This window comes from Terrabacter sp. LjRoot27 (assembly GCF_964254175.1).
Classification (GTDB): domain Bacteria; phylum Actinomycetota; class Actinomycetes; order Actinomycetales; family Dermatophilaceae; genus Terrabacter.
This window is the reverse complement of record NZ_CAXUSS020000001.1, coordinates 3,423,158-3,446,792: the sequence shown is the minus strand read 5'-3', so window position 1 is coordinate 3,446,792 and position 23,635 is coordinate 3,423,158. Positions and strand designations below refer to the sequence as shown.

Genomic DNA, 23,635 nt, shown 5'->3' with positions numbered 1-23,635 from the left:
GAGGTGCGGGACGACATTAGGCTGGGCGGGTGAGGGTCGACAACACAGCACTGCACGGGGTCTTCGTCCTGACTCCGGAGCCCCTGCGGGACGAGCGAGGCTTCTTCACGCGGACCTTCGACATCGAGAGCATGCAGCGGGTCGGAGTCGATTCCGCCGGTTTTCGTCAGGACAGCCTGTCGCGATCGCGTCGTGGGGTCGTCCGCGGTCTCCACCTGCGCGCCGGGGACGGCGAGGCCAAGCTGGTCCGCTGCTCCTCGGGGGCGATCTTCGACGTGGTCCTTGACCTCCGTGACGGCTCGGCAACCTTCGGACGGTGGCAGTCGTTCGAGCTCGATGGCGAAACCCAGCGTTCTGTGTACATCCCCGCCGGCTGTGCCCACGGGTTCCAGGCACTCAGCGAGCCCGCAGACACCTTCTACCGGATCGACCGCGACCACGACCCGGCGGCGGACGTCGCGATCGCCCACGACGACCCCAGCCTCGGCATCCCGTGGCCTCTCCCCGTCATGCTGCAGTCAGATCGTGACCGGGGTGCCCCGACCCTCGCCGAGCTCGGGATTGCGCTACCGACGCGCCGTCGTCCCTAGCCGCAGTGGATGCGACGAGTGCCGCCCCAGCCCGCCCGCAGGTGCGGTGGCTGAGGCCGGTCACGCCGCCTGCCGTGATGTCTCGTCCCGCTCCCACCCTGTACCTCGGCGCCCGCGCCCGGGGAGCAGCCGCCCTGTGGCTGCGAGCAGACAGTAAGCGGCAGCGTCGAGCAGGTCATGGAGCTGGTATCCCGCGCTCCTGACGACTGCGGCCAGCGTCGAGATCGACGACCGGGGACTACGGGTGGGCAAGGCGTACACACGGCGGAGCGTGTGCAGCAGGGCGCTCACGGTCCGCGGTGTCGAGACGACGACGGGGACGGTGTCCACGATGGCCACCTCATCGCTCTCGAACAGGCTCGCGACGAAGAAGTCGTCGGGCACACTGGCTGGAAAGGTGGCCCAGCGCGCGCGACCCTCGGGACTCACACCGTAGAAGCCTGCACCCCACAACGACGTCATGAGTGGCTTGGTGCGTGTCCGTGCGCGGTAGAACGCCCGGACCAGGCTGTCCGCCCCTGACGTGTCGTACCGGATCAACGGACGAGCTGCCAGCACGCTTCCGCGCCGCAGGGCAGCAACGACGTCAAGGATCGATTCAGCGCTTGCGCGGACGTCGGCGTCGACGTAGAGCCGCGTGTCAGAACGGGCAGTCCGGTCGCCAGCGTCGAGTGCGGCCTGCTTGGAGGCAGCCGGTAGGTCGAGCACGCGGGCGCGCACGCCGGCGCCGCGGTCTCGGGCCACACTCGTCGTATCGTCCCAGCACCCGTTGCAGACCACGATCACCTCTATCCAGGCCGGCAGTCCGCAGAGGCCGTCAAGGAGTCGGCCGATCACCGACGCCTCGTTGTGGGCTGGCACGATGACGCTGGCGACGCACGCGACGGGGGCCGCGGTTCCGACAGACGGCGCATCGGGGGAGACGATCACGGGCTGCCCTCCGCTGAGCAGGCTTGGGCCTTTGGCAACAGGGCCCACGACGATCGCCGGGCGATGGTCGTGAAGGCCTGCCGGTCCTGGGCGCGGCTCGAACGGGCCAGGTGGCGCGCCGCCACCGCCGCGCGGAAGGCCAGCGATGTGGTCGGGCCATGGTGGCGCTCGTAGTCGCGCACGCGGTTGACGGCCATGAGCGCATACAGCTCTGCGGAGGAACCCGAGCCGCCTCCTGCGTGTTCCACCACGGCGCTCGGAACGTACTCGATGGCAAAGCCCATCTGCCGCACCCTGCGCGCGTAGTCGACCTCTTCGGAGTACAGGAAGAAGCTCTCGTCCCAAGGACCCACCGCGAGGTCGCACTCCGCGGCGATCATCCAGCAGGCTCCGCTGGCCCACCCGACGACATGACATCTCTCGTACTGGCCATCGTCCCGGATCGTGTCACCGAGCACTCCGGGGCGATGGGACCAGTGGTCCCCGAAGGCAGCCTCTCCGAACTCGCCCAGAACCGTGGGCCCATGGTGCAGTGAGCGAAAGACGCTGCCGTCCGGGTTGAGGATCTTGGGCACGCACACCCCCACATCGCTCTCGGACAGGGACTCGGCCAGCCGGCTCAGGGCCCCGGGCCTGAGGAGCAGGTCCGGGTTGAGTATGGCCAGTGCGTCCGTTTCGGCGCCGACGGCCTGGTGTGCCAAGTTGATGCCGCCGGCATACCCCAGATTCCGACCGGCGGAGATCAGCGTGACGTCCGGCCGACAGGCCAGTCTGGCCGTCCCGTCGGTGGAGCCGTTGTCCACGACGACGGTGGTGACGTCCAGGCCCGAGGCTGCCCCTGGGATCGAGTCGAGGAGTCGGACGATGTCTCGCTCGTTGTTGTAAGTGACCACGACCGCCGCAACGCTCCGCACCTTCCGGGTCGGGGCGTGGGGGCTGGCCTCCACGCGCGTCGAGCTGGCGCGTGCCAGGCGCAGCGCCGCGGGCGGTCCCTGAACGAGGTACCGACGTCCGAGCCGGCGGGGTTCGCGGCCGAGGCGATAGGCCCACTCGAGGCCGTGTGCAGAGACCTGCTGTGGTGCTCGTTGCTCAACTCCTGCAAGGAAGTTCGCCGCCGCACCGAACGCCAGGAGCACTCGGGAACCCGTGCGCGCCGCGTGCGTCTGGATCCATCGCTCTTGGCGCGGCTTTCCCAACCCGACGACGAGGAGGTCGACTCCGGCGCGGGCCACCTCCCCCGCGAGATCGTCGCTCTGTTCGAGGTCGTCCACGACCGATCGTGGGGGTGCCCAGTAGCCGGCCACGTCGAGACTCGAGAACTGCTTGCGCAGTCGTGCCGCCAAGCACTCGTGCATGTCGCTCTCACCGCCGAGGAACCCCACGGTGACATCCGATTCAGCGGCCGCCGCCAGGATGGGGAGAAGCAGGTCCGAGCCGGCCAGGCGCGGCCACCCGTGGCCGGTGACACGGCGGGCCCAGGCCACCAAAGGCATGCCGTCCAGAAGGGTCAGCCACCGTAGTTCCGCGGTGTCCCGGATGACGTCCTCCGCACCGGCACCTGTCGTCCCGAAGGCATGAATGTGTTGAAGATTGGCTGAAGCCACGGCGAGGGCAGGTGTGTCCGGACATCGCAGGGTCAAGCCGATGAGGGAATGGACGTCCGTCGCGTGACAGAGATCCACTGGAACTCCCCCCAGAGTTCGTCGCGTGACAACCACTGGCGCTTCCCCCCACTCCGACCCTTGCAGGCAGGACCGATCGTCGGTCCCCGCACCGTTGAAGGATGTGCGTCGACGAGGACAGCACGATCATGGCCAGCCCCCGGCCCGAGAATCCTCGAATGGTCGGCCGTCCGCGCCTACGTACATCCTTTAGCGACAGTAAGACGGCGCCCCAGGGCGCAACGGAAATCTCGGAAAGTCGTCCGCTCTATCCGGAAAGTCCGGGAGGAAGTCAGGAGATCTATCTGATCGTCGGTAAATACTTGCTCATGGGTGGACTTGTGCGGAGTGTCCGATGGTGGGCCAAGCCCCGAGGTGCTGCGTTTCGTGGGGATGGCACGAGTGGGCTGTCACGAGACAGTGGCAGATCGAAAAGCAATGGTGACAATGGAATTCGCGGCCCGTTGAGGGCGTGTCCGCCATCAGGGCATGTGCTGCCGCGTCGTTCGCCCGTCAGGGCATGCAATATCGCGTTCTTGAGGTGAGCCGGCCCCGCCCTATTCACCGGGCTCGGTTCGGAGGTATCGCAGCGGCCCGTGACGTGGCATTCCCGCTAACGAGAGCGGAAATGCAGCACGACACCATTGTGGTCCGATTCCGCGATGTGAATCGTCTTTGCCCGGCCCGCCACGAGAGCCTGAGACACCAGCGTGTGGTCGATTCGAACGAGCGCCGGCAGCTGCAGCCCGAACAGGCGCCGAGACCCATCGGCCGGCCAGGTCGGCTGGTAGCCCCCGTTGGTCTGGTCCATGTCTTCTTCGAAGCCCCGGTCGAGAAGGCGTCTGAAAGGTGCGTTGTCCCTCGAGGCATTGAAATCCCCGGCCATGACGACCGGGCGCCGCGCGTCGTCGCCGTACCTCTTGCTGAGGAAGTCCTCGAGCTGCGCATAGTCGCGGGCCCATGCGTCCCCTTGGTACGGGGGAGTGATGTGAACCGCAACGAGATCGACCGTTCCGATCTCCGGAAGCACCACGCGCACGAGGCGGGAGTCCGCCCCGTCGGAGATAGGGGTGTCGCCGAGCAGCTGGTGCCTGCTGAGGACGAGGGTCCCGTCAGGGCCGTCGGGCCCGACGCCGACCTGGAACGGGTACGTGCTCGGGATGTCGGTGTTGCGAAGCGCCGCGAGCTGACTGGGCGGGACATCGCTCAGCACCAGGATGTCTGCGCCCTCCCTCTTCGCGGCACGAGCCAGCGCCGTGGGGTCGCCGTACTCGAAGTTCTGGGCGAGAACCACGAACTGAGACCCGGAACCGGAGCTCGGCGAGGACCCGGTGTAGAACGGTGCGAGCCATGCCAGGTGGATGGCAAGAAGGAACGTGCCCACGAGGACGCCCCACCTCGCTGCTCGCCAGCCTGGAACAGAGCGGACGAGCGAGAGCGCCCCGGCCCCGGCGACGGTGAGGAGCGAGAACACCGTCCCGAGGGGTGAGAGCGCCGCAAGCTCGACCACCCTGGGCGGTCGAACGTCGAAGATCCGGGGCACCGTCAGGGCCAGGCACAGTCCAAGGCTGCCGAGGGTGAACAGCCAGAGCGCGCCCGCAGCCCATCGCCTGACCGTGGAGGGATGCGCGGGCGCGGTCATGGCCGATGCAACGTCCCTTCGGTCGGCGTACCCCGGACGGCACCAGTCTGCCGCGGTGAGACCGGCGGCGGATCATATTCGGGGTCAGCCACCTGACCCGACGGACGCGATGACGACGGACAGGAGCGTGGGCGCTCTCGACCTCTGTTTTCGTCCCGCCGACAGCCGCACCTACACTTGGACCCCTGATGTCGCACCCACTGCTCAGCGCCTTCGGGGCGCTTCCTGATGTCCGCCACGTCCTCGACCAAGTGGGTCGCGCCCGTCTCGTCGACGTGTCTGCGAGTGACGGCTCGCGTCCGTTCCTCGTCGCCGCGCTTGCGCAGCAGGTCGCCGGTCCCGACGCCGCGTCCGGGGCCGCCCCCCTCGTCGTCGTCACGGCCACGACGCGCGAGGCCGAGGATCTCGCGAGCGCTCTCGGACTGTTCCTCAGCCCCGAGCGGATAGCCGTCTTCCCGTCGTGGGAGACGTTGCCTCACGAGCGGCTCTCGCCTCGCAGCGACACGGTGGGTCGGCGACTGGCCGTGCTGCGACGGCTCGCGCACCCCGACCCCGACGACCCGGCATACGGCCCGCTCTCGGTCGTCGTCGCCCCCGTGCGCGCCGTCCTCCAGCCGCTGACCAAGGGGCTCGGCGACCTCGTCCCCGTCGCGCTGCGAGCGGGCGACGAGCGGCCGCTCGAGGACGTCGTCGACGCGCTCGTCGCCGCCGCCTACACCCGCACCGACCTCGTCGAGCGGCGCGGCGAGTTCGCCGTCCGCGGCGGCATCCTCGACGTGTTCCCGCCCACCGAGGAGCACCCGGTCCGCATCGAGTTCTGGGGCGACACCGTCGAGGAGGTGCGCTGGTTCAAGGTCGCCGACCAGCGCTCCCTCGAGATCGCTGAGCACGGGCTCTGGGCGCCGCCGTGCCGAGAGCTGCTGCTCACGGACCAGGTCCGGGCGCGTGCCCGGGCCCTCGCGGACCAGCTCCCCGGCGTCTCCGAGATGCTCTCCAAGGTCGCCGAGGGCATCGCCGTCGAGGGCATGGAGTCCCTCGCGCCGGCCCTCGTCGACGGCATGGAGTCGGTCCTCGACGTCCTGCCGCAGCGCTCGATCGTGCTCGTCGCCGACCCCGAGCGGGTCCGGCGCCGCGCCCACGACCTCGTCGCGACGAGCGAGGAGTTCCTCGAGGCGAGCTGGGCCAACGCCGCCGCCGGCAACCAGGTGCCCGTCGACCTCCAGTCGCTGCTCGGCAGCGCCTCCTACTGGTCGCTGGCCGACGTGCGCGCCCTCGCCGAGCGGTCCGGCCGCGCCTGGTGGACGCTGACGCCGTTCGCGGCCGACGCTGATCTCGTCATCGAGGACGACGACGTCGACGAGCGCCTCGCCGTGCGCACGACCGACCCCGACGCCTTCCGCGGCGACACCGACCGCGCCGTCGAGCACCTGCGCGAGCGGGTCGCCGACGGCTGGGCCGTCGCCGTCGTCACCGAGGGCCCCGGCCTCGCCAAGCGTGTCGCGGAGGTGCTCGGCGAGCACGAGGTCGCCGTTCGCCCGCTCGACACCACGCGGGACGATGCCCTCGAGCCCGGCTGGGTCCACGTCACGACCGCGACCCTCGGCCGCGGCTTCGTCCACGAGGGCGCCCGCGTCGAGGTGCTCACCGAGACCGACCTGACCGGCCAGCCGGGCAGCGGCACGTCGACCAAGGACATGCGACGCATGCCGTCGCGCCGCCGCAACCAGGTCGACCCGCTCCAGCTGCGCCCCGGCGACCACGTCGTCCACGAGCAGCACGGCGTCGGCCGCTTCGTCGAGATGATGCAGCGCACCGTCGCCGGTGCCACACGCGAGTACCTCGTCATCGAGTACGCCCCCGGCAAGCGCGGCCAGCCCGGTGACCGCCTCTTCGTCCCCACCGACCAGCTCGACCAGGTGACGAAGTACGTCGGCGGCGAGGAGCCCACCCTCAACAAGATGGGCGGCTCCGACTGGAGCAAGACGAAGTCGCGGGCCAAGCGCTACGTCAAGCAGATCGCGGCCGACCTCATCCGGCTCTACAGTGCCCGCCAGGCCACCAAGGGCCACGCGTTCGCGCCCGACACCCCGTGGCAGCGCGAGCTCGAGGACGCCTTCGGCTACGTCGAGACCCCCGACCAGCTGATCAGCATCGACGAGGTCAAGGCCGACATGGAGAAGCAGGTCCCCATGGACCGGCTCATCTGCGGCGACGTCGGCTACGGCAAGACCGAGATCGCCGTGCGCGCGGCGTTCAAGGCCATCCAGGACGGCAAGCAGGTCGCGGTGCTCGTGCCGACGACCCTGCTCGTCAGCCAGCACCAGCAGACCTTCGCCGAGCGCTACGCGCAGTTCCCGGTCAAGGTCTCCTCGCTCTCGCGCTTCCAGAGCGACAAGGAGGCCAAGGACGTCATGGCCGGGATGGCCGACGGCACCATCGACCTCGTCATCGGCACGCACCGCCTGCTCGCCAAGGACGTGACGTTCAAGGACCTCGGCCTCGTCATCATCGACGAGGAGCAGCGCTTCGGCGTCGAGCACAAGGAGCTGCTCAAGACGATGCGCACGGCCGTCGACGTCCTGTCGATGTCGGCCACGCCGATCCCGCGCACGCTCGAGATGGCCGTCACCGGCATTCGCGAGATGTCCACGCTGGCGACGCCGCCCGAGGAGCGCCACCCGGTGCTGACCTTCGTCGGCGCCTACGACGAGAAGCAGATCACGGCGGCCGTGCGGCGCGAGCTGCTGCGCGAGGGCCAGGTCTTCTTCGTGCACAACAAGGTGAGCAGCATCGAGAAGGCGGCGGCGCGGCTGCGAGAGCTGGTCCCCGAGGCGCGCATCGCCACCGCGCACGGCCAGATGGGCGAGCACAAGCTCGAGGCGGTCGTCGAGGACTTCTGGGAGAAGCGGTTCGACGTGCTCGTGTGCACGACGATCGTCGAGACCGGCCTCGACATCTCCAATGCCAACACCCTGATCGTCGAGCGCTCCGACGCGCTCGGCCTGAGCCAGCTGCACCAGCTGCGGGGCCGTGTCGGGCGCGGGCGCGAGCGGGCCTACGCCTACTTCCTCTACCCGCCCGAGAAGCCGATGACCGAGACGGCGCACGACCGGCTTCGCACCATCGCGAGCAACACCGACCTCGGATCCGGGATGGCCGTGGCGATGAAGGACCTCGAGATCCGCGGCGCCGGCAACCTGCTCGGCGGCGAGCAGTCCGGTCACATCCAGGGCGTCGGCTTCGACCTCTACGTGCGCCTCATCGGCGAGGCCGTCGCCGACTTCCGCGGCGACGCGGTCGACCTGCCGGCCGAGATCAAGATCGAGCTGCCCGTCGACGCGCACCTGCCGCACGACTACGTGCCGGGGGAGCGGCTGCGCCTCGAGGCCTACAAGAAGCTCGCGACCGTCGAGACGTTCGAGGCTGTCGACGAGATCGAGGCCGAGCTGCGCGACCGCTACGGCGCGCCGCCGAAGCCGGTCGAGAACCTCCTCGAGGTCGCGCGGCTGCGCGTCGTGGCCCGTGCCGCCCGCATCGGCGACATCGGCGTGCAGGGCAAGGTCGTACGCTTCGGCCCGGTCAAGGACCTCCGCGAGAGCCAGCAGCTGCGGCTCATGCGCCTCTACCCGGGCACCATCGTCAAGGACGCGCTCGGCACCATCCTCGTCCCGGCCCCGATGACGGCCCGCGTGGGTGGCAAGCCGCTGCGCGACGTCGAGGTGCTGACGTGGGCGCGGCAGCTGATCACCGCCGTCCTGCTCGACGACATCGCGGCGGCCGCCGGGGCTTCGGCGGGCGCATCGTCGGGCGCATCGTCAGGCGCGGCGAAATCCCGCGTGGGAGCACCGTAGGATGTCAGACGCATCCGCCAGAGGAGGAAATCAGTGAAGGCTTGGTCTGCTCAACCCGCGAAGCGCGTGGCCGTCGTCGGCGTCGTCGCGCTCGGTGCCGTGTCGCTGCTCGGCGGGTGCGGCTTCGAGACGCGCCAGCAGGCCGCCGCCGTCGTCAACGGCGAGGTCATCCACGAGTCCGACGTCCGCGAGACGTACGACCAGCTCCAGAAGGCCAAGCTCGACTTCGCCGAGAACATCGTCGTCACCGCGCTCGTCGCGGCGCCCCTGCTCAAGGACGCCGTCTCCGCCTCCGGCAGCTGGAAGCCCGACGAGACGTACGCCTCGGTCATCTCCTCGATCCCCGACGCCACCGACACGACGAAGGAGTTCGTCGCGGCCGTCGCCCTCATCCAGTCGCAGAAGATGACGCCGGCCGACGTCGCCGCCTACCGCGCCGACCTCAAGAAGGCCGAGATCAGCGTCAACCCCAAGTACGGCTCGGTCGTGCAGTCCGACGAGGGGCCGGTGTACTTCACCATCGGCCAGCAGACGCCCAACTGGGTCAAGCCGGGTGGCAACACCGCCCCGGCGACCGCCCCCGCCACGGCCCAGTAGACCTCCGTAGCCCTCCGTCGTGACCGCCCGCGTCGTCCTGCTCGTCACGACCCCACGCATCGCCCCGGGTCTGCTGACTCGTGAGGCGTGGCAGGGCCTCGAGCAGGCGTGTGCCGTGTGGGGTCGTCCCGACGAGCCGCAGGTGGCCGCGCTGGTCGAGGCCGGCATCGAGGTGCTGGCCCGCGAGGACGGTCACCCGGCCGACCTCGCCCGTGACCTCGTCACCGCCTCCGAGGTCGGTGACGTCGTGTGGGTCGGCTCCTCCGACGGTGACCCCGGCCTCAGCGACGCGATCGCCGTCGAGGTGACGCGCCTGCCGGAGCCGCCCGAGGTCGAGCTGCTCATCGGCTCCTTCGACGTGCCCGGTGCGCGGCTGCTCGACGTCGTCGCCGTCATGGACCGTCTCCGGTCGCCCGGGGGCTGCCCCTGGGACGCGAAGCAGACCCACGCCTCCCTCGTGCCCTACCTCCTCGAGGAGGCGCACGAGGCCATCGAGGCGATCGAGAGCGGCGACCCCGCGCACATGCAGGAGGAGCTCGGCGACCTGCTGCTGCAGATCGCGTTCCAGTCCCGCGTCGCGCAGGAGCACTCGACCGAGCCGTTCGACATCGACGACGTCGCCGGCGGTCTCGTCGACAAGCTCGTCCGGCGACACCCGCACGTCTTCTCCGACGTCGAGGCCGACACGGCCGACGCCGTCGAGGCCAACTGGGAGTCGATCAAGGCCGACGAGAAGCAGCACCGCACCCACCCCGTCGAAGGTGTCCCGAGCTCGCTGCCGGCCCTGGCCCGGGCCGAGAAGTACGTCTCGCGCCTGCGCCGCTCGGGCCGCGAGGACCTCGTCGACGACGCCGTCGCGTCCGGTGGGCTCGGCGCCCAGCTGCTCGACCTCGTCCGGACGGCACGGGCCGAGGGCATCGACGCCGAGGCCGCGCTGCGCGAGACCCTGCGCGGCCTAGAGGCCGCGAGCGCGGCCGGCGCGCAGGCCGACCCGGAGGTCTGAGCCGGCCGGACGGCATACGCCCTCGGGGTCGGGCCGCCCGGAGGCCGAACGAACGGTGAGGGCCACGTCACCGGGGCGCGGTGATGTGGCCCTCACCGAGCCGGCGGTGCGGCGTCAGTAGGCGCCGCGCGAGGCGAAGACCGCGTGGATGGTCTTGGCCATGATCGACAGGTCCTGGACGATCGACCAGTTGTCGACGTAGTAGAGGTCGAGGCGCACCGTGTCCTCCCACGACAGGTCGCTCCGTCCGGAGACCTGCCACAGGCCGGTCATGCCGGGCCGGACGTGGAGGCGCCGCTGGACGTCGGGCACGTAGCGGCGGACCTCGGCCGGCAGGGCCGGCCGCGGGCCGACGAGGCTCATGTCGCCGTTCACGACGTTGATCAGCTGGGGCAGCTCGTCGATCGAGTAACGCCGGATGAACGCCCCGACCCGGGTGATGCGCGGGTCGCTCTGGGCCTTGAAGAGGACGCCGTCGGCGTTCTGGTTCAGGTGCGTGATGCCGGAGAGCCTCGCCTCGGCGTCGATGACCATGCTGCGGAACTTGAGGCACTCGAAGAGCTCGCCGTCGCGGCCGACGCGGGTCTGGCGGAAGAGCACCGGTCCGCCGTCCTGGAGCTTGGTGGCGATCGCGACGACCACCATGACGGGCGCGGCGAGCAGCAGCAGGAGCGTCGCCCCGACGAAGTCGAAGGCCCGCTTGAGGCCACGTGAGGCGCCCAGGCTCTGGGGCTGCTCGACGTGCACGAGCGGCAGGCCGCCGACCGGGCGCATGGCCATCCGACCCGAGCTGATGTCGCTGAGGCTGGGGACGACCGCCATCTGCACCTGGTGGCCCTCGAGGTCCCAGGCGATGCGGCGGAAGTCCGTGGCCGAGGGGAACGCTCCCTCGGTGAAGACGACCATGTCTGCCTTCTCCGCGAGCACCGACTCGGCGGTCTGCGCCGTCGTGCCCAAGACAGGCACGCCCCGTGGCGTGGTCGGGGTGGGCTGCGAGGACGGCGTCAGCGCGCCAACGATCCGGTAGCCGAGCCACTGCTCCCGCTCGAGCACCGCGGCGACGTCGTCGACGTGGGAGGCCGAACCGGAGATGAGCACCCGTGTCAGCAGGTGTCCTTTGAGGTGGGCCTGGTGGACGAGACGGCGGGCGTACCACCGCCACAGCAGCACGAGCGGCAGGCCGATGGCGAAGATCAGCACGAAGAAGCCTCGGGAGAGGTCGAACTTCGTCAGGTAGCTGAGGATGCCGATGGCCCCGGCCGTGAGGCCGGCGGCGCTGCACACCCGGGCGTACTCGATGGTTCCGGCGCCGAGGTGGCTGTTCGTGTAGGTGCCGAGCGCCAGGTTGGCGAGCATCCACCCGACCACGATCCACAGGCCTACCGACTGGGCGACCTGGTTGACGTCGTTCGCGACGTCGAAGACGTCGAGACGCGTGCGTCCGACGGCCGCCAAGGCGGTCGCCACCGTGATGATGACGAGGTCACCACCAGCGATCCCGAGCTGCAGCAGACGCTGCCCCCGGCCCCTCTCACTGAGCGGCTGCGTCACTGGACGCGCGCTCACATTCAGTAGAACAACCCCCGACTCGCGCATGGGTTGACCCATGACCACACCCCACCCCCGGCACCCACTGGTGCCCTATTCACGACCAGCTCCACCCCCCCGGATGGCTAGTTGTGAGTATGCCTGCTCCCGGTCAGGCTTTGGTAAGGAAGAGGTAAAAAAACTATGGGTGGAAGGGCCCTGTTTGTCCCGGTGCCCGATACGTCCCGGTCTGCCCCACCTGCCGTTCCACCTGCCCGTATGCCGGGTCGCTCCACCGGCCCGCAGACCCCACGGGCTAGGCTCGTCCCCAGCACCTGTGCTCGGTGCGCGGGGGTCCGCACCGCTGCGACTCGTCCGCGCCGAGCACTCCATGAGCACCCATGAGCAGCACCAGCACAGGAGAGCCAAGTGGCCAGCATTGAGGAGATTGGCGCCCGCGAGATCCTGGACTCGCGCGGCAACCCCACCGTCGAGGTCGAGATCCGTCTCGACGACGGCACGTTCGCCCGCGCGGCCGTCCCGTCGGGCGCCTCGACCGGCGCCTTCGAGGCGTCCGAGCGGCGCGACGGCGACAAGGGCCGCTACCTCGGCAAGGGCGTCGAGCAGGCCGTCGACGCGGTCATCGAGGAGATCAACCCGCGCCTCGTCGGCTTCGACGCGAGCGAGCAGCGCCTCATCGACGCCGAGATGATGGCGCTCGACGGCTCGTCCAACAAGGAGAACCTCGGCGCCAACGCGATCCTCGGTGTCTCGCTCGCCGTCGCGCACGCCGCCGCCGAGTCGGCCGGCCTGCCGCTCTTCCGCTACGTCGGCGGCCCGAACGCCCACGTGCTCCCCGTCCCGATGATGAACATCCTCAACGGTGGGTCGCACGCCGACTCCAACGTCGACATCCAGGAGTTCATGATCGCGCCCGTCGGCGCGCCGACCTTCCGGGAGGCCGTGCGCTGGGGCGCCGAGGTCTACCACGCGCTCAAGAAGGTCCTGCACGAGCGCGGCCTCGCGACCGGTCTCGGCGACGAGGGCGGCTTCGCGCCGAACCTCGAGTCCAACCGCGCGGCGCTCGACCTCATCCTCGAGGCGATCAAGGCCGCCGGCTACGAGCCCGGCCGCGACATCGCCCTCGCGCTCGACGTCGCGGCGTCCGAGTTCTTCGAGGACGGCTCCTACGCCTTCGAGGGTGCCAGCAAGTCGGCCGAGGAGATGATCGCCTACTACGCCGAGCTCGTCGAGGCCTACCCGCTCGTCTCCATCGAGGACCCCCTCAACGAGGAGGACTGGGACGGCTGGAAGTCCATGACCGACCTGCTCGGCTCCAAGGTGCAGATCGTCGGCGACGACCTCTTCGTCACCAACCCCGAGCGCCTCGGGCGCGGCATCTCGACCGGCACCGCCAACGCGCTGCTCGTCAAGGTCAACCAGATCGGCACGCTCACCGAGACGCTCGACGCCGTGACGCTCGCGCAGAGCAACGGCTACCGCTGCATGATGAGCCACCGCTCCGGCGAGACCGAGGACGTCACGATCGCCGACCTCGCCGTCGCCACCAACTGCGGCCAGATCAAGACCGGGGCCCCGGCCCGCTCCGAGCGCGTCGCGAAGTACAACCAGCTGCTGCGCATCGAGGAGGAGCTCGACGACGCCGCCGTCTACGCGGGCACGGGCGCCTTCCCGCGCTTCGACGCGAGCCGCTTCGGCGCCGAGGGCTGACCTCGTGGCCGACCGCACGCCGTCCCGCCCGGGCCGCCCGTCGTCGACGGGCCGCCCGGGCGGTGGCGCGCGACCGGCCGGATCCCGGCAGACGCCGGGCGCCAAGCCGAGCCCCAAGCCGGGCGCGAAGCCGAGCCCCAAGCCGGGCGCGAAGTCCGGCCCGAAGGCCGCCCCGAGATCGGGGACCGGCGTTGCCGGCCCGGCGAGCTCGTCCACCGGCCGCGCGTCCTCCGCGCGGTCGACCGGCCGCGCGGGCGCGAACCGCACGTCGGCCACCAGACCCGGCCAGTCCCGTCCGGGCGCCGCACGCGCGAGCCGTCCCGGCGCGGGCAAGGAGCGTCCGGCCCTCGCGGCTCGTCCGCGCTCCCCGCAGACGGCCCCGCCGTCGGCCTCGACCGCCTGGGTGCGCGGTGCCATCCTGCTCGGCATCCTCGTCATGCTCGCCGTGACCATCGTCCCCACGCTCCGCTCGCTCGTGCAGCAGCGTGGCGACGCCTCGGCCATGCAGGACAAGGTCGCCGCGCAGCGCGACACCGTGACGCAGCTCGAGCGCGAGGCCGCGCTGTGGAAGGACCCCGCCTACATCGAGGTCCAGGCCCGCGAACGCCTCAAGTTCGTGCGGGTCGGCGACCGCGCCTACACCGTCATCGACCCGTCGACCAACGAGGCGAGCGCGCCTGCCGCGGAGCGCCCCGTCGTGGCCGCGCCCATGGCCAACGCCGCGTCACCGTGGTACGGCAAGGTGTGGCAGTCCATCCAGATCGCCGACCGACCCACCGCCGGGGTCACCCGGACCAAGTGACCCGCCGTCACTGCGGTCAACACGGTCACCGCGGTCAACCCGGTCAACACGGTCACCCCTGAGAGCCCGAGAAGCGAGTCCCGCGTGAGCGACACCTCCCGTCCGTCCGCACCGCCTGCAGCCGGCGCCCACCAGGTCGAGGTCGCCGATCTCGACGCCGTCGAGCGTCAGCTCGGTCGCCGCCCGCGTGGCGTGGCCGAGGTGGCGCACCGCTGCCCGTGTGGTGAGCCCGACGTCCTGCGCACCGAGCCCCGCCTGCCCGACGGCACGCCCTTCCCGACGACGTACTACGCGACGTGCCCGCGCCTCACCGGCGCCGTGAGCACGCTCGAGACGGGCGGCGTCATGAAGGAGATGACCGAGCGGCTCGCCCACGACGAGGAGCTCGCCGCGGCCTACGCGAAGGCCCACGAGCACTACCTCGCGCAGCGGGCCGAGCTCGGCGACGTCCCCGAGATCGACGGCATCTCGGCCGGCGGCATGCCGACCCGCGTCAAGTGCCTGCACGTCCTCGTCGGCCACTCGCTGGCGGCCGGTCCGGGCGTCAACCCGCTCGGCGACGAGGCCCTCGCGATGCTCGACGACTGGTGGCTGCCGACGTCGTGCGCGGCCGTGCACGCGGCCGAGGACGCCGCCGCCGAAGGAGGCACCGGTGAGTGACCCCACCGTCCGCGTCGGCGCGATCGACTGCGGCACCAACTCGATCCGCCTGCTCGTCGCCGACGTCGACCCGGCGACCGGTGCCCTCGTCGACGTGCGGCGCCGCATGGAGATCGTCCGCCTCGGCCACGGCGTCGACCGCACCGGTGTCATCGCCCCCGAGTCGATGGAGCGCACGCTCGCCGTCACGCGGGAGTATGCCGCCGCCTGCCGTGAGCTGGGCGCCGTGCACGTCCGCTTCGTCGCCACGTCGGCCTCGCGCGACGCCCGCAACGCCGCCGACTTCATCGAGGGCGTCCGCGCGGCCTTCGTGCAGCACTACGGCTCCGAGGTCTCGCCCGAGGTCGTCTCCGGTGAAGAGGAGGCCGCACTGTCGTTCGCCGGTGCCACCGGAGGCCTTGCGGCGCAAGGAGTCTCGGGGCCCTACCTCGTCGTCGACCTCGGCGGAGGCTCGACCGAGCTCGTCCGCGGCACCGACCACGTCGAGGCCGCCCGTTCGGTCGACATCGGCTGCGTCCGGATGACCGAGCGGCACCTCGTCAGCGACCCCGCCACCGACGACGAGATCGCGGCGGCGACGCGCGACGTCGACGCGGCGCTCGACGTCGCCGAGTCGGCCGTGCCCATCGAAGGGATCGCGACGCTCGTCGGCCTGGCCGGCAGCGTCACGACGATCACGGCGCACCTGCTGGGCCTGACGGCATACGACCCCGAGCGCGTCCACCTGGCCCGCTCGTCCCCGGCCGACATGGTCGCGGCGTGCGACGACCTGCTCGCGATGCCGCGAGCGCAGCGCGCCGCGCTGCCCTACATGCACCCGGGCCGTGTCGACGTCATCGGCGCCGGCGCCCTCGTGTGGCGCCGGGTCGTCGAGCGGGTCGTCGACCGCGCCGGCATCACCGAGGTCGTCACGTCCGAGCACGACATCCTCGACGGGATCGCGCTCAGCGCGGCCCGGCGCGGCTGACCCGCCCCGTCAGCGGCCCTCGAGAGTGCCCCGTCAGTGGCGGGGGAGCGCGGCGAGCACGGGCTCGCCGGCCTGCTCGTGCACGCGACGACGGTTGGCGCGCAGGCGGGCCGCCATCCACAGGGCGGCCGAGACGCCGAGTGCCCACGTGCCGTTGGAGACCGTCGCGTCGACGACGCCGTAGGTGACGAAGAAGAGCGTCACGAAGACGACGGCGCGCAGGTGCCTCGCCGAGAGGCGCACGGCCGCGAGGAGCAGCCCTCCCCAGAGGAGGTACCACGGGTGGATGACCGGCCCCGAGGCGCAGAGCACGAGCAGGGCGCCCGCGGTCGCGAGCACCGGGTTGCGGGGCGCGACGCGCCAGGTGATCCAGGCGATGCCGGCCAGGCCGGCGAGCAGGCCGATCGTCTGCGCGATCGGGACGGGCGCCGAGGTCACGCTCTCCGGCATGCCCGCGAGCTTCAGCAGCCACTCGACCGCACTGCCGAGGAACGTCGGCGGCGAGAGCATCGAGCGCAGCGAGACGGGCACGGAGAGGTTGGGGATCCAGCCCCAGCCGAGGCTGGTGACGGCGGTGACGGCCGTGAAGGTCGCCGCGGTGATGCCGCCGTAGACGAGGCCGTGGCGGATCATCGCCTTGAGCCGTGCAGGCGCTCCGGGCTCGAGGTCGGCCTGGGCCTGCAGGGCCATGCCGACGATGCCGATGAGCGCGAGGACGGCGGTCTGCTTGTAGGCGGCGGCGCCGGCGATCGTCACGGCGGCCAGGACGAAACGGCCACGGCTGCCGAGCAGGAGGGCGAAGGTCACGAGGGCGACCATGACGGCGTCGCCGTGGCCACCGCCGATGAAGTGCATCATGACGAGCGGGTTGAGCACGCCGAGCCAGAGCGCGTGCCGACCGCTGACGCCGTAGCGCTCGGCGAGGCGCGGCAGGGCGTACGCGAGCAGCCCGACCGCGAGCAGGGCCGGCACGCGCATGGCGACGGCCGACACGTAGGCGTTCTCGGGGAAGACGCTGACGACGAGGTGCTGCACCTGGAGCGCGAGCGGACCGTAGGGGGCCGGCGTGTCGACCCACATGGGGTCGACCTGGTCGGCGAACGGCCCCGGCACCCAGAAGGGACCCACGGCGTACGGGTCCATGCCGCGCAGGACGATCTGCCCCTGGGCGGCGTAGCTGTAGGCGTCGCGGCTGAAGAGCGGCGGGGCGAGCATGATCGGAAGGCTCCAGAAGAGCCAGGCCATCGACGGGGCCTTTCGGCCGTGGACCGGGCGCATCCTCAGCCAGGCGTCGACGAGCAGCGCCATACCGACGGCGAGCAGGATCGTCGTGAGGACCCGGCCCGCCCCGGTGCCGAGCCACTCGAGGCCGAAGCGCTCGATGAGCGGCGAGGCGGGCAGTTCGAAGGTGTCGGCGGGCAGGAAGGCGGGGCTGATCGAGCCGGCCGCGACGAAGGACATCCCGAGCGTGCCGCGGCGGACCATCGGGTCGGCCCACGTGCGCCGCAGCGCCGCGACGAGCCGGTCGCCGAAGTCGACGACGCGCGGGTCGACGGACCACGAGGCGCGCAGGGGAGCAGCCGTCGTCGCACCGGCGACACGATGCTCCAGCACCCGCTGCTCCTTCGTGGTCTGAGGGGTACGCACTCGAGGTGCGGCACAGGCCGTGCAGGAGCACATCGGAGGGGCCCCTGGACCTCGATCTCTTCGGTCAGTCTAGGCGGAGCGGCGAGGTGCGTGCCGTGCCACGCCAAGGCGTGAGCAGGGCGTTACCGAACCGTGCCGCACGACTGACGCCTGCGTCGTACCCCCGGAGGGACTCGAACCCTCACCTGTGGCGATTTTAAGTCGCCTGCCTCTGCCGGTTGGGCCACGGGGGCGGGGTCCCCAGTATGCCGTCGCCCCGGGCCGGAGCGGTCACCCCGGCCTGCGTCACGATCCCGTGTCGGGGGAGCACTTCTCGCCGGCGGGAACCTTCCGGAGGGGTGCGTTCGCTTACTCTTGGGGACAGTCGCCACGCCCAGTCGCGGGTCGTGGCACCCAGTGCTTTTAGGAGCGCACTCACATGGCAGGTGGAAACCCGGTCTTCGACCGGCTCAACAAGCAGATCGAGAAGGAGCGCTACGCCGGCTTCGGCTCGCCCCAGGGCAACCCGCAGCAGGCGCAGCAGGGCGCCCAGGCTGCGACGACCGGCTACGCGACCCAGGACGCGATGACGGCGCAGCAGCTCAACGAGATGTACGCGCAGCCGCCGGCCGGCCCGGCCGACACCGGTCGCGTCACGGTCGACGACGTCGTCGTCAAGAGCCTCACGCTCTTCGTCGTCACGGTCGCCGTGGCCTTCGCGTCGTGGTTCATGGTCGACCGCAGCCCGGCCATCGCCATGCCCTTCTGGCTCGGTGGCATGGTCGGCACGCTGATCCTCGGCTTCGTCATCGCCTTCATGAAGAAGGTGTCGGTGCCGCTGCTCATGGTCTACGCCGTGCTGCAGGGCGCCTTCCTCGGTGCCTTCAGCAACGTCGTCAACGAGATGTACCCCGGCGTCGTGATCATGGCCGTCATGGCGACGCTCTGCGTGTTCGTCGCCATGTACGTCGGCTACGCGACCGGCTTCGTCAAGGTCAACGACCGCACGCGCCGGATGTTCTTCTTCGCCCTCGTCGGCTACGGCCTCTTCTCGTTGCTGCAGGTCGTGCTGCTCATGACCGGCGTCATCGACGGCTGGGGCTTCGGTGGCAGCGGTGCTCTCGGCATCGGCCTGTCGATCCTCGGCGTCGGCCTCGCGTCGTACTCCCTCGCCGTCGACTTCGACACGATCGACCGTGCCGTCCAGCTGGGTGCGCCGCGGAAGTACTCGTGGCTTCTCGCCCACGGCCTCATCGTCTCGATCGTCTGGCTCTACATCGAGTTCGTCCGTCTCTTCGCGCGTCTGCGCGACTGACACCCTCGTGACGCCTCCGAGCGTGGGTTCGCCGACCCCGCACGAGGTGTCCGACGAGCTCCGGCGCGTGGTCGAGCGGTGGCACCAGCTGCCGCTCGACCACGCGCTTTCGCGTATGCCGTCCGTCCGGGCCCTCGTCCAGTCGCTCGCCGACCGGGTGGCCGAGGCCCGAGGACACGATGCGGAGCCGGTGCCCGACCTCGGTCCGGCCACCGTCACGGACCAGCTGTCCGTCATGGTCTTCGACCTCTTCCGGGCCCGGCCCGACGCCGACCCGCGCGTGGTCGCGGACGAGCTGGCGGACCTACGCCGCTCCCTCTGACGTGCCCGGCCGTCGACGGGCGCGGTCTGCGCGTGGCCCTGGCGCGTGCTCCTAGCACGGAGCGCGGCGTGGACGACGCGTTCTTGCAGGTACACGCAGGCAGCACAGGTTCGCCGCGCAGCCCCTCCCGCTCGAGGAGTAGACCGAGCATGCGTCGACCGCTCGGTCGACGACTTCACAGGAGGGGAGTCTCAATGACGAAACCACGGCGCCTGCGCGTCCTCATGGCTGCGGTCCTGGCCACGCTGATGGGTAGTTTCCTGGCGACACCGTCAGCGTCCGCCAACGCATCTACCTGTTACAACTACACGACGACGGGAAGGGTCTGTCACTACGTATACGGCTCAGGCAACTCCATCACGTCCCAGACCGCGACCTTCAACGGGACCTTGAACTTCTCCGGACCGACCTGGTGCGCATGGTCGCTGGACTTCGTCTACATCGACTCGGCGGGCAAGGTCTGGTACATCGACCGCGACCCCTCGACCCACGGCTGTGACAAGGAGGGGAACCGGCACCGGGGCACGGGTTGGGCCAAGACCGGCCTCGCCTGCGCCTACCTCTACGCCGACAGCAGGCGCACCTACGTTTCCAGGGCCTGCATCAAGATCACCCCCTGACGAAGGTCGAACCGAAGCCGGGAGCGTCCGTCAGGACGCCGGGGTGAACTGACGCCCCGACGACGTCGAGTGGGCACCTTCCCGCGGGGGAGGGTGCCCACTCGACGTGGTGCAGGAAGGGCCGGTTCAGCTGAGGCGCTCGAAGATGACGGCCATGCCCTGGCCGCCACCGACGCACATCGTCTCGAGGCCGAACTGGCCGTCCCGCTCGCGCAGCGCGTTGATGAGCGTGCCGGTGATCCGGGCTCCGGTCGCGCCGAACGGGTGGCCGATGGCGATGGCGCCGCCGTTGACGTTGAGCTTGTCGTAGTCCATGCCGATCTGGTCGGCCGAGCCGATGACCTGCGCGGCGAAGGCCTCGTTGATCTCGTAGAGGTCGATGTCACCGATCGACAGGCCCGCCCGCTTGAGCGCGAGGTTCGTCGCCTCGACCGGGCCGAGGCCCATGATCTCGGGGGAGAGGCCCGTCGCGGCCGTCGACACGACGCGGGCGAGCGGCTCGAGGCCGAGCTCCTTGGCCTTGGTGTCGCTCATGATGACGAGCGCCGCGGCGCCGTCGTTGAGGGGGCAGCAGTTGCCGGCCGTGACGGTGCCCTCCTGGCGGAAGACGGGGTTGAGACCCTGCACGGCCTCGAGGGTGACGCCGGCGCGGGGGCCGTCGTCCTTGCTCACGACGGTGCCGTCGGGGGTCGTGACGGGGGTGATCTCCCAGTCGAAGAAGCCGCGGCCGATGGCGGCCTCGGCGCGGTTCTGGCTCGTGACCCCCCACTCGTCCTGACGCTCGCGGGAGATGCCGTAGGCCGTCGCGACGTTCTCGGCCGTCTGGCCCATGGCGATGTAGATGTCGGGGAGCAGGCCCTCGTCGCGGGGGTCGGTCCACGTCTCGTTGGTCTCGGCGATGCGCTTCGTGCGGGCCTGGGCGTCGGCGAAGCGGCCGTTCTGCTGGTCCTCCTTGGCCCCGCCGGCGCCGGCCCAGTCGGTGTACTGCGAGACGCACTCGACACCGGCCGAGACGAAGATGTCGCCCTCGCCGGCCTTGATCGCGTGGAAGGCCATCCGCGTCGTCTGGGCCGACGAGGCGCAGAAGCGGTTGATCGTCGCGGCAGGCGTCGCGTCGAGGTCGAGGAGCGTGGCGACGACCTTGGCCATGTTGGAGCCGTGGCGACCCGAGGGCTCGGCGCAGCCGAGGTAGAGGTCCTCGACAAGGCGCTTGTCGAGCGCGGGCACCTTGTCGAGCGCGGCCTGGATGACCGTCGCGGCGAGGTCGTCGGGACGGACCTCCTTGAGCGAGCCCTTGAAGGCCCGGCCGAACGGCGAGCGGGCGGTCGAGACGATGACGGCTTCGGTCACGGGGGATCTCCTGGTGCAGCATCGACGGCCCGCGCGGCGGTGCGACGGGCGACTAAGCGCTTGCTCAGTCCCCACGATGGTAGGACGTCCTCGCACCGGTTGGACAGGCCACCGGCCATGACGTGCGTCTCGCCGGCCCCACCGCAGCCGCGTCCTCCGCCCCGCGCCGTCAGGCGAGGCACCGAGGACGGCTTCCGCCGAGCGGGTACGACTCCGACGTCCGCCGGAGCGACCGCTAGGGTGGATGAGTTGCCGGCGCGTGCGCGCGCCGGCCCGGTCCGGACACTCACACCGGACCCTCCGACAATCAGGGGGCACGCCCACCATGAACACCTTCACGACCCGCGTCGTCGCCGTGTCCGGCGCGATCGCGATCAGCCTCGGCGCCGCCGCGTGCTCGAAGTCCGAGACGCCCGCCACCGGCTCCACCGGTTCGAGTGCGTCGACGCCCGCCTCGGCGAGCTCGTCCACCACCGCTGCGAGCGACGCCCCCGAGGCGTCCGACATCCTCGACAAGGCCAAGACGAACGCGCTGGCCGCGACGTCCGGCGCCTTCGTCGGGCAGGTCGACCAGAGCGGCAAGACGATCAAGATCGACTTCAAGGGCACGAGCGACGGCAAGACGGCCGACATCGCCATCGAGATGGAGGGTGACGGCAAGGCGCGCGTCATCTCCGTCGGCGACGCCGTCTACATCCAGGGCGACGAGACGTTCTGGAAGAAGCAGGGTGCCCCCGCGGCCGTGCAGAAGGCCGGCGACAAGTTCATCAAGGCGCCGTCCTCGGCCGCGTCGATGACCGAGAGCCTCAGCCTCAAGAGCTTCCTCCAGAAGGCCTTCGGCGCGGTCACCCCGCAGCAGCTGGCCACCGACGTCGCGAGCGAGAACGTCGGCGGCGTGGACTGCTGGGTCCTCACCGACAAGAAGGGCAAGGCCGAGGGCGCGCTCTACGTCTCGAAGGACAAGAACGAGGTCGTGCGCTTCACCGGCTCGACCGCCAGCCCGGGACAGCTCGACTTCTCCCAGTGGAACGCCGACCTCGGCATCAAGGCGCCCGAGGCCGACCAGATCATGAAGATCAGCTGAGTCCGACCGCACGTCGAAGGGGCCGTCCGCAACAGCGGGCGGCCCCTTCGTCGCGCCCGCCTCGTCGGCGGTCGGGTGCGTGGGTCAGCGCAGGACGGGGTCCTCGGTCCGCCCGTCCGCACCGTCCGCACCGTCCGCGCCGTCCGCGCCGTCCGCGTCGGTCGCCCCGCCGCCCGTGAGCGTCGCGTCCACGTCACCGACGGCGTATGCCGTCCCGCTCGCGCCGGGGTCCGGCGCGGTCGGGTCGTCGGCGGGCGCCGCAGGGCCGGCTCCGGGGCGCCCGGGGAGCGCCGGCAGGGGTACGGTCGGGCGGATCCGGTGCAGCAGCACGGCCCACCGCCCGTGGGCGCCCCTGGCCTGACCGTCCACCTCGGCCGGAGCCACCTCGGTGCCCGGCTGCGTCACCGCCTTGGTCGCGGCCACGGCCAGCGGGCCGACGCTCTCGCCGCGGTGCAGGTTGGGCTCGGTCGGGCTGCTGCCCTCACCGAAGAGGTCGAGCGCCGCGCTGACGGTCGGGAGCAGGGCGGCGGCGACGCGGGCGTAGCCGGCCGGGCTCGGGTGGAAGCGGTCCTTGCTGAACATGACGTGCGGCTCGGCCGAGAACGCCTCGCTGAGCAGGTCGCCGATCGACACGGCGCGCCCGCCCGCCTCGACGACGGCGACGGTCTGGGCGGCGGCGAGGTCGCGCGACCAGCGGCGCGCGAGCAGGCGCAGCGGCTGTGGCACGGGCTGGATGGCGCCGAGGTCGGGGCAGGTGCCGACGACGACCTCGGCCCCGGCCTCCCGCAGGCCGCACACGGCCATCTCGAGGTGGCGCACGGCGATGGAGCGGTCGATCCGGTGGGTCACGTCGTTGGCGCCGACCATGATGACGGCGACGTCGGGGTCGGGGACGGCGGCGAGGCCGCGCTCCAGCTGCTCGTCGAGGCCCTTGGACTCGGCGCCGATGACGGCGACGTTGGTCAGCTCGACGGGACGGCCGCTGAAGGCGGCGATGCCGCTCGCGATCGTCGCGCCGACGGTCTGGTGCGGGTGGTCGGCGCCCATGCCGACGCCGGTCGAGTCGCCGAGCACGAGGAACCGCAGGGGCACGCCCGAGCCGGACCCGTAGGTGCCGCTGTCGGACGGCGCGCCCTCGAAGCGCTGGCCCACGATCCGCCGGGCCATCATCGCCTCGCCGCGCAGGATGCCGTAGCCGAGGGCCCCGAGCGCGCCGAGACCGGCGACTCCCATCCCGCCGCCGTAGGCCGCCGCCTGGGCGATCTTGCGCGCGCGCCGTGCACGCCCCATCCCGAAGCCCCTCCTGTGCCGTGGTCGACCCTCTCGACCGGGTCCACCACGGTAACGCCCCGGCCCG

The 23,635-nt window shown here is 71.0% G+C and carries 19 protein-coding genes and 1 tRNA gene; 12 read left to right on the top strand and 8 right to left on the bottom strand.

The window, feature by feature from the left end; all coding sequences use genetic code 11:
- Window positions 1-29 precede the first annotated feature (29 nt).
- Entirely contained in the window at window positions 30-590 is a 561-nt protein-coding gene (rfbC, locus tag ACSQ2D_RS15895; protein ID WP_435986904.1) for a dTDP-4-dehydrorhamnose 3,5-epimerase, read from the top strand.
- Window positions 591-650: 60 nt separating this feature from the next.
- On the opposite strand, the gene ACSQ2D_RS15890 is transcribed toward rfbC, so the two are convergent.
- The 3 genes from ACSQ2D_RS15890 to ACSQ2D_RS15880 all read right to left on the bottom strand — a co-directional run bounded on the left by ACSQ2D_RS15890 (window position 651) and on the right by ACSQ2D_RS15880 (window position 4,823).
- Window positions 651-1,520: a glycosyltransferase gene (locus ACSQ2D_RS15890; protein WP_435986903.1), complete on the bottom strand. Its 870-nt coding sequence runs from the start codon at window positions 1,518-1,520 to the stop codon at window positions 651-653.
- The gene (locus ACSQ2D_RS15885; protein WP_435986902.1) at window positions 1,517-3,124 is read right to left on the bottom strand and encodes a WecB/TagA/CpsF family glycosyltransferase; all 1,608 of its coding nucleotides are present in this window, start codon (window positions 3,122-3,124) and stop codon (window positions 1,517-1,519) included. Before ACSQ2D_RS15885 ends, ACSQ2D_RS15890 begins: the two co-directional genes overlap by 4 nt.
- Before the next feature lie 670 nt (window positions 3,125-3,794).
- Complete coding sequence (locus ACSQ2D_RS15880; protein WP_435986901.1) at window positions 3,795-4,823, bottom strand: endonuclease/exonuclease/phosphatase family protein; 1,029 nt, start codon at window positions 4,821-4,823, stop codon at window positions 3,795-3,797.
- A 188-nt stretch (window positions 4,824-5,011) separates the two neighbouring features.
- Between ACSQ2D_RS15880 and mfd the strand changes: the two genes are divergently transcribed.
- From mfd to ACSQ2D_RS15865, 3 genes are read left to right on the top strand one after another with little or no spacing between them, the layout of a single operon-like run.
- Window positions 5,012-8,674: a transcription-repair coupling factor gene (gene mfd / locus ACSQ2D_RS15875; protein ID WP_435986900.1), complete on the top strand. Its 3,663-nt coding sequence runs from the start codon at window positions 5,012-5,014 to the stop codon at window positions 8,672-8,674.
- A gap of 33 nt (window positions 8,675-8,707) precedes the next feature.
- Window positions 8,708-9,271, top strand: a complete 564-nt coding sequence (locus ACSQ2D_RS15870) for a hypothetical protein (protein WP_435986899.1) — start codon at window positions 8,708-8,710, stop codon at window positions 9,269-9,271.
- A 19-nt stretch (window positions 9,272-9,290) separates the two neighbouring features.
- Window positions 9,291-10,274 (top strand): MazG family protein, encoded by a 984-nt coding sequence (locus tag ACSQ2D_RS15865; RefSeq protein ID WP_435986898.1) that lies wholly within the window; start codon window positions 9,291-9,293, stop codon window positions 10,272-10,274.
- Window positions 10,275-10,388: 114 nt separating this feature from the next.
- On the opposite strand, the gene ACSQ2D_RS15860 is transcribed toward ACSQ2D_RS15865, so the two are convergent.
- Window positions 10,389-11,840, bottom strand: coding sequence for a sugar transferase (locus ACSQ2D_RS15860; RefSeq protein ID WP_435986897.1), 1,452 nt, complete (start codon window positions 11,838-11,840; stop codon window positions 10,389-10,391).
- Between the two features lie 390 nt (window positions 11,841-12,230).
- Between ACSQ2D_RS15860 and eno the strand changes: the two genes are divergently transcribed.
- The 4 genes from eno (at window position 12,231) to ACSQ2D_RS15840 (ending at window position 15,961) form a co-directional block, all read left to right on the top strand.
- Window positions 12,231-13,532 carry a phosphopyruvate hydratase gene (gene eno / locus ACSQ2D_RS15855; protein ID WP_435986896.1) on the top strand — a complete coding sequence of 434 codons (1,302 nt, stop codon included), beginning with the start codon at window positions 12,231-12,233 and terminating at the stop codon, window positions 13,530-13,532.
- Window positions 13,533-13,536: 4 nt separating this feature from the next.
- Window positions 13,537-14,334: a septum formation initiator family protein gene (locus ACSQ2D_RS15850; RefSeq protein WP_435986895.1), complete on the top strand. Its 798-nt coding sequence runs from the start codon at window positions 13,537-13,539 to the stop codon at window positions 14,332-14,334.
- An 84-nt stretch (window positions 14,335-14,418) separates the two neighbouring features.
- The gene (locus ACSQ2D_RS15845; protein ID WP_435986894.1) at window positions 14,419-14,994 is read left to right on the top strand and encodes a DUF501 domain-containing protein; all 576 of its coding nucleotides are present in this window, start codon (window positions 14,419-14,421) and stop codon (window positions 14,992-14,994) included.
- On the top strand, window positions 14,987-15,961 hold the full coding sequence (locus tag ACSQ2D_RS15840) for a Ppx/GppA phosphatase family protein (RefSeq protein ID WP_435986893.1): 975 nt from the start codon (window positions 14,987-14,989) through the stop codon (window positions 15,959-15,961). The genes ACSQ2D_RS15845 and ACSQ2D_RS15840 overlap by 8 nt, the downstream gene beginning before the upstream one ends.
- A gap of 33 nt (window positions 15,962-15,994) precedes the next feature.
- Here ACSQ2D_RS15840 and mptB read toward each other — a convergent pair whose 3' ends face one another.
- The gene (gene mptB / locus ACSQ2D_RS15835) at window positions 15,995-17,575 is read right to left on the bottom strand and encodes a polyprenol phosphomannose-dependent alpha 1,6 mannosyltransferase MptB (RefSeq protein ID WP_435986892.1); all 1,581 of its coding nucleotides are present in this window, start codon (window positions 17,573-17,575) and stop codon (window positions 15,995-15,997) included.
- A 191-nt stretch (window positions 17,576-17,766) separates the two neighbouring features.
- Window positions 17,767-17,841 (bottom strand) — tRNA-Leu (locus ACSQ2D_RS15830).
- 185 nt (window positions 17,842-18,026) lie between these two features.
- Here ACSQ2D_RS15830 and ACSQ2D_RS15825 point away from each other — a divergent pair.
- The 3 genes from ACSQ2D_RS15825 (at window position 18,027) to ACSQ2D_RS15815 (ending at window position 19,844) form a co-directional block, all read left to right on the top strand.
- Window positions 18,027-18,902: a Bax inhibitor-1/YccA family protein gene (locus ACSQ2D_RS15825; RefSeq protein WP_435986891.1), complete on the top strand. Its 876-nt coding sequence runs from the start codon at window positions 18,027-18,029 to the stop codon at window positions 18,900-18,902.
- 22 nt (window positions 18,903-18,924) lie between these two features.
- A complete protein-coding gene (locus ACSQ2D_RS15820; RefSeq protein ID WP_435986890.1) occupies window positions 18,925-19,224 on the top strand; it encodes a hypothetical protein in 300 nt (99 codons plus the stop codon).
- A gap of 194 nt (window positions 19,225-19,418) precedes the next feature.
- Window positions 19,419-19,844 (top strand): hypothetical protein, encoded by a 426-nt coding sequence (locus tag ACSQ2D_RS15815; protein WP_435986889.1) that lies wholly within the window; start codon window positions 19,419-19,421, stop codon window positions 19,842-19,844.
- Window positions 19,845-19,970: 126 nt separating this feature from the next.
- Here the strand turns inward: ACSQ2D_RS15815 and ACSQ2D_RS15810 are convergent, their stop codons facing one another.
- The gene (locus ACSQ2D_RS15810) at window positions 19,971-21,194 is read right to left on the bottom strand and encodes an acetyl-CoA C-acetyltransferase (protein WP_435986888.1); all 1,224 of its coding nucleotides are present in this window, start codon (window positions 21,192-21,194) and stop codon (window positions 19,971-19,973) included.
- 325 nt (window positions 21,195-21,519) lie between these two features.
- Here ACSQ2D_RS15810 and ACSQ2D_RS15805 point away from each other — a divergent pair, with 325 nt between their 5' ends.
- Window positions 21,520-22,278, top strand: a complete 759-nt coding sequence (locus ACSQ2D_RS15805) for a hypothetical protein (RefSeq protein ID WP_435986887.1) — start codon at window positions 21,520-21,522, stop codon at window positions 22,276-22,278.
- Between the two features lie 84 nt (window positions 22,279-22,362).
- Here the strand turns inward: ACSQ2D_RS15805 and ACSQ2D_RS15800 are convergent, their stop codons facing one another.
- Entirely contained in the window at window positions 22,363-23,568 is a 1,206-nt protein-coding gene (locus ACSQ2D_RS15800) for an SGNH/GDSL hydrolase family protein (RefSeq protein ID WP_435986886.1), read from the bottom strand.
- Window positions 23,569-23,635 lie beyond the last annotated feature (67 nt).

Excerpts from the sequence above, each read along its gene's own strand:
- ACSQ2D_RS15880 (WP_435986901.1), bottom strand. The coding sequence starts at position 4,823 with ATGACCGCGCCCGCGCATCCCTCCACGGTCAGGCGATGGGCTGCGGGC.
- mfd (WP_435986900.1), top strand. The coding sequence starts at position 5,012 with ATGTCGCACCCACTGCTCAGCGCCTTCGGGGCGCTTCCTGATGTCCGC.
- ACSQ2D_RS15825 (WP_435986891.1), top strand. The coding sequence starts at position 18,027 with ATGGCAGGTGGAAACCCGGTCTTCGACCGGCTCAACAAGCAGATCGAG.
- ACSQ2D_RS15815 (WP_435986889.1), top strand. The coding sequence starts at position 19,419 with ATGACGAAACCACGGCGCCTGCGCGTCCTCATGGCTGCGGTCCTGGCC.
- ACSQ2D_RS15805 (WP_435986887.1), top strand. The coding sequence starts at position 21,520 with ATGAACACCTTCACGACCCGCGTCGTCGCCGTGTCCGGCGCGATCGCG.
- ACSQ2D_RS15800 (WP_435986886.1), bottom strand. The coding sequence starts at position 23,568 with ATGGGGCGTGCACGGCGCGCGCGCAAGATCGCCCAGGCGGCGGCCTAC.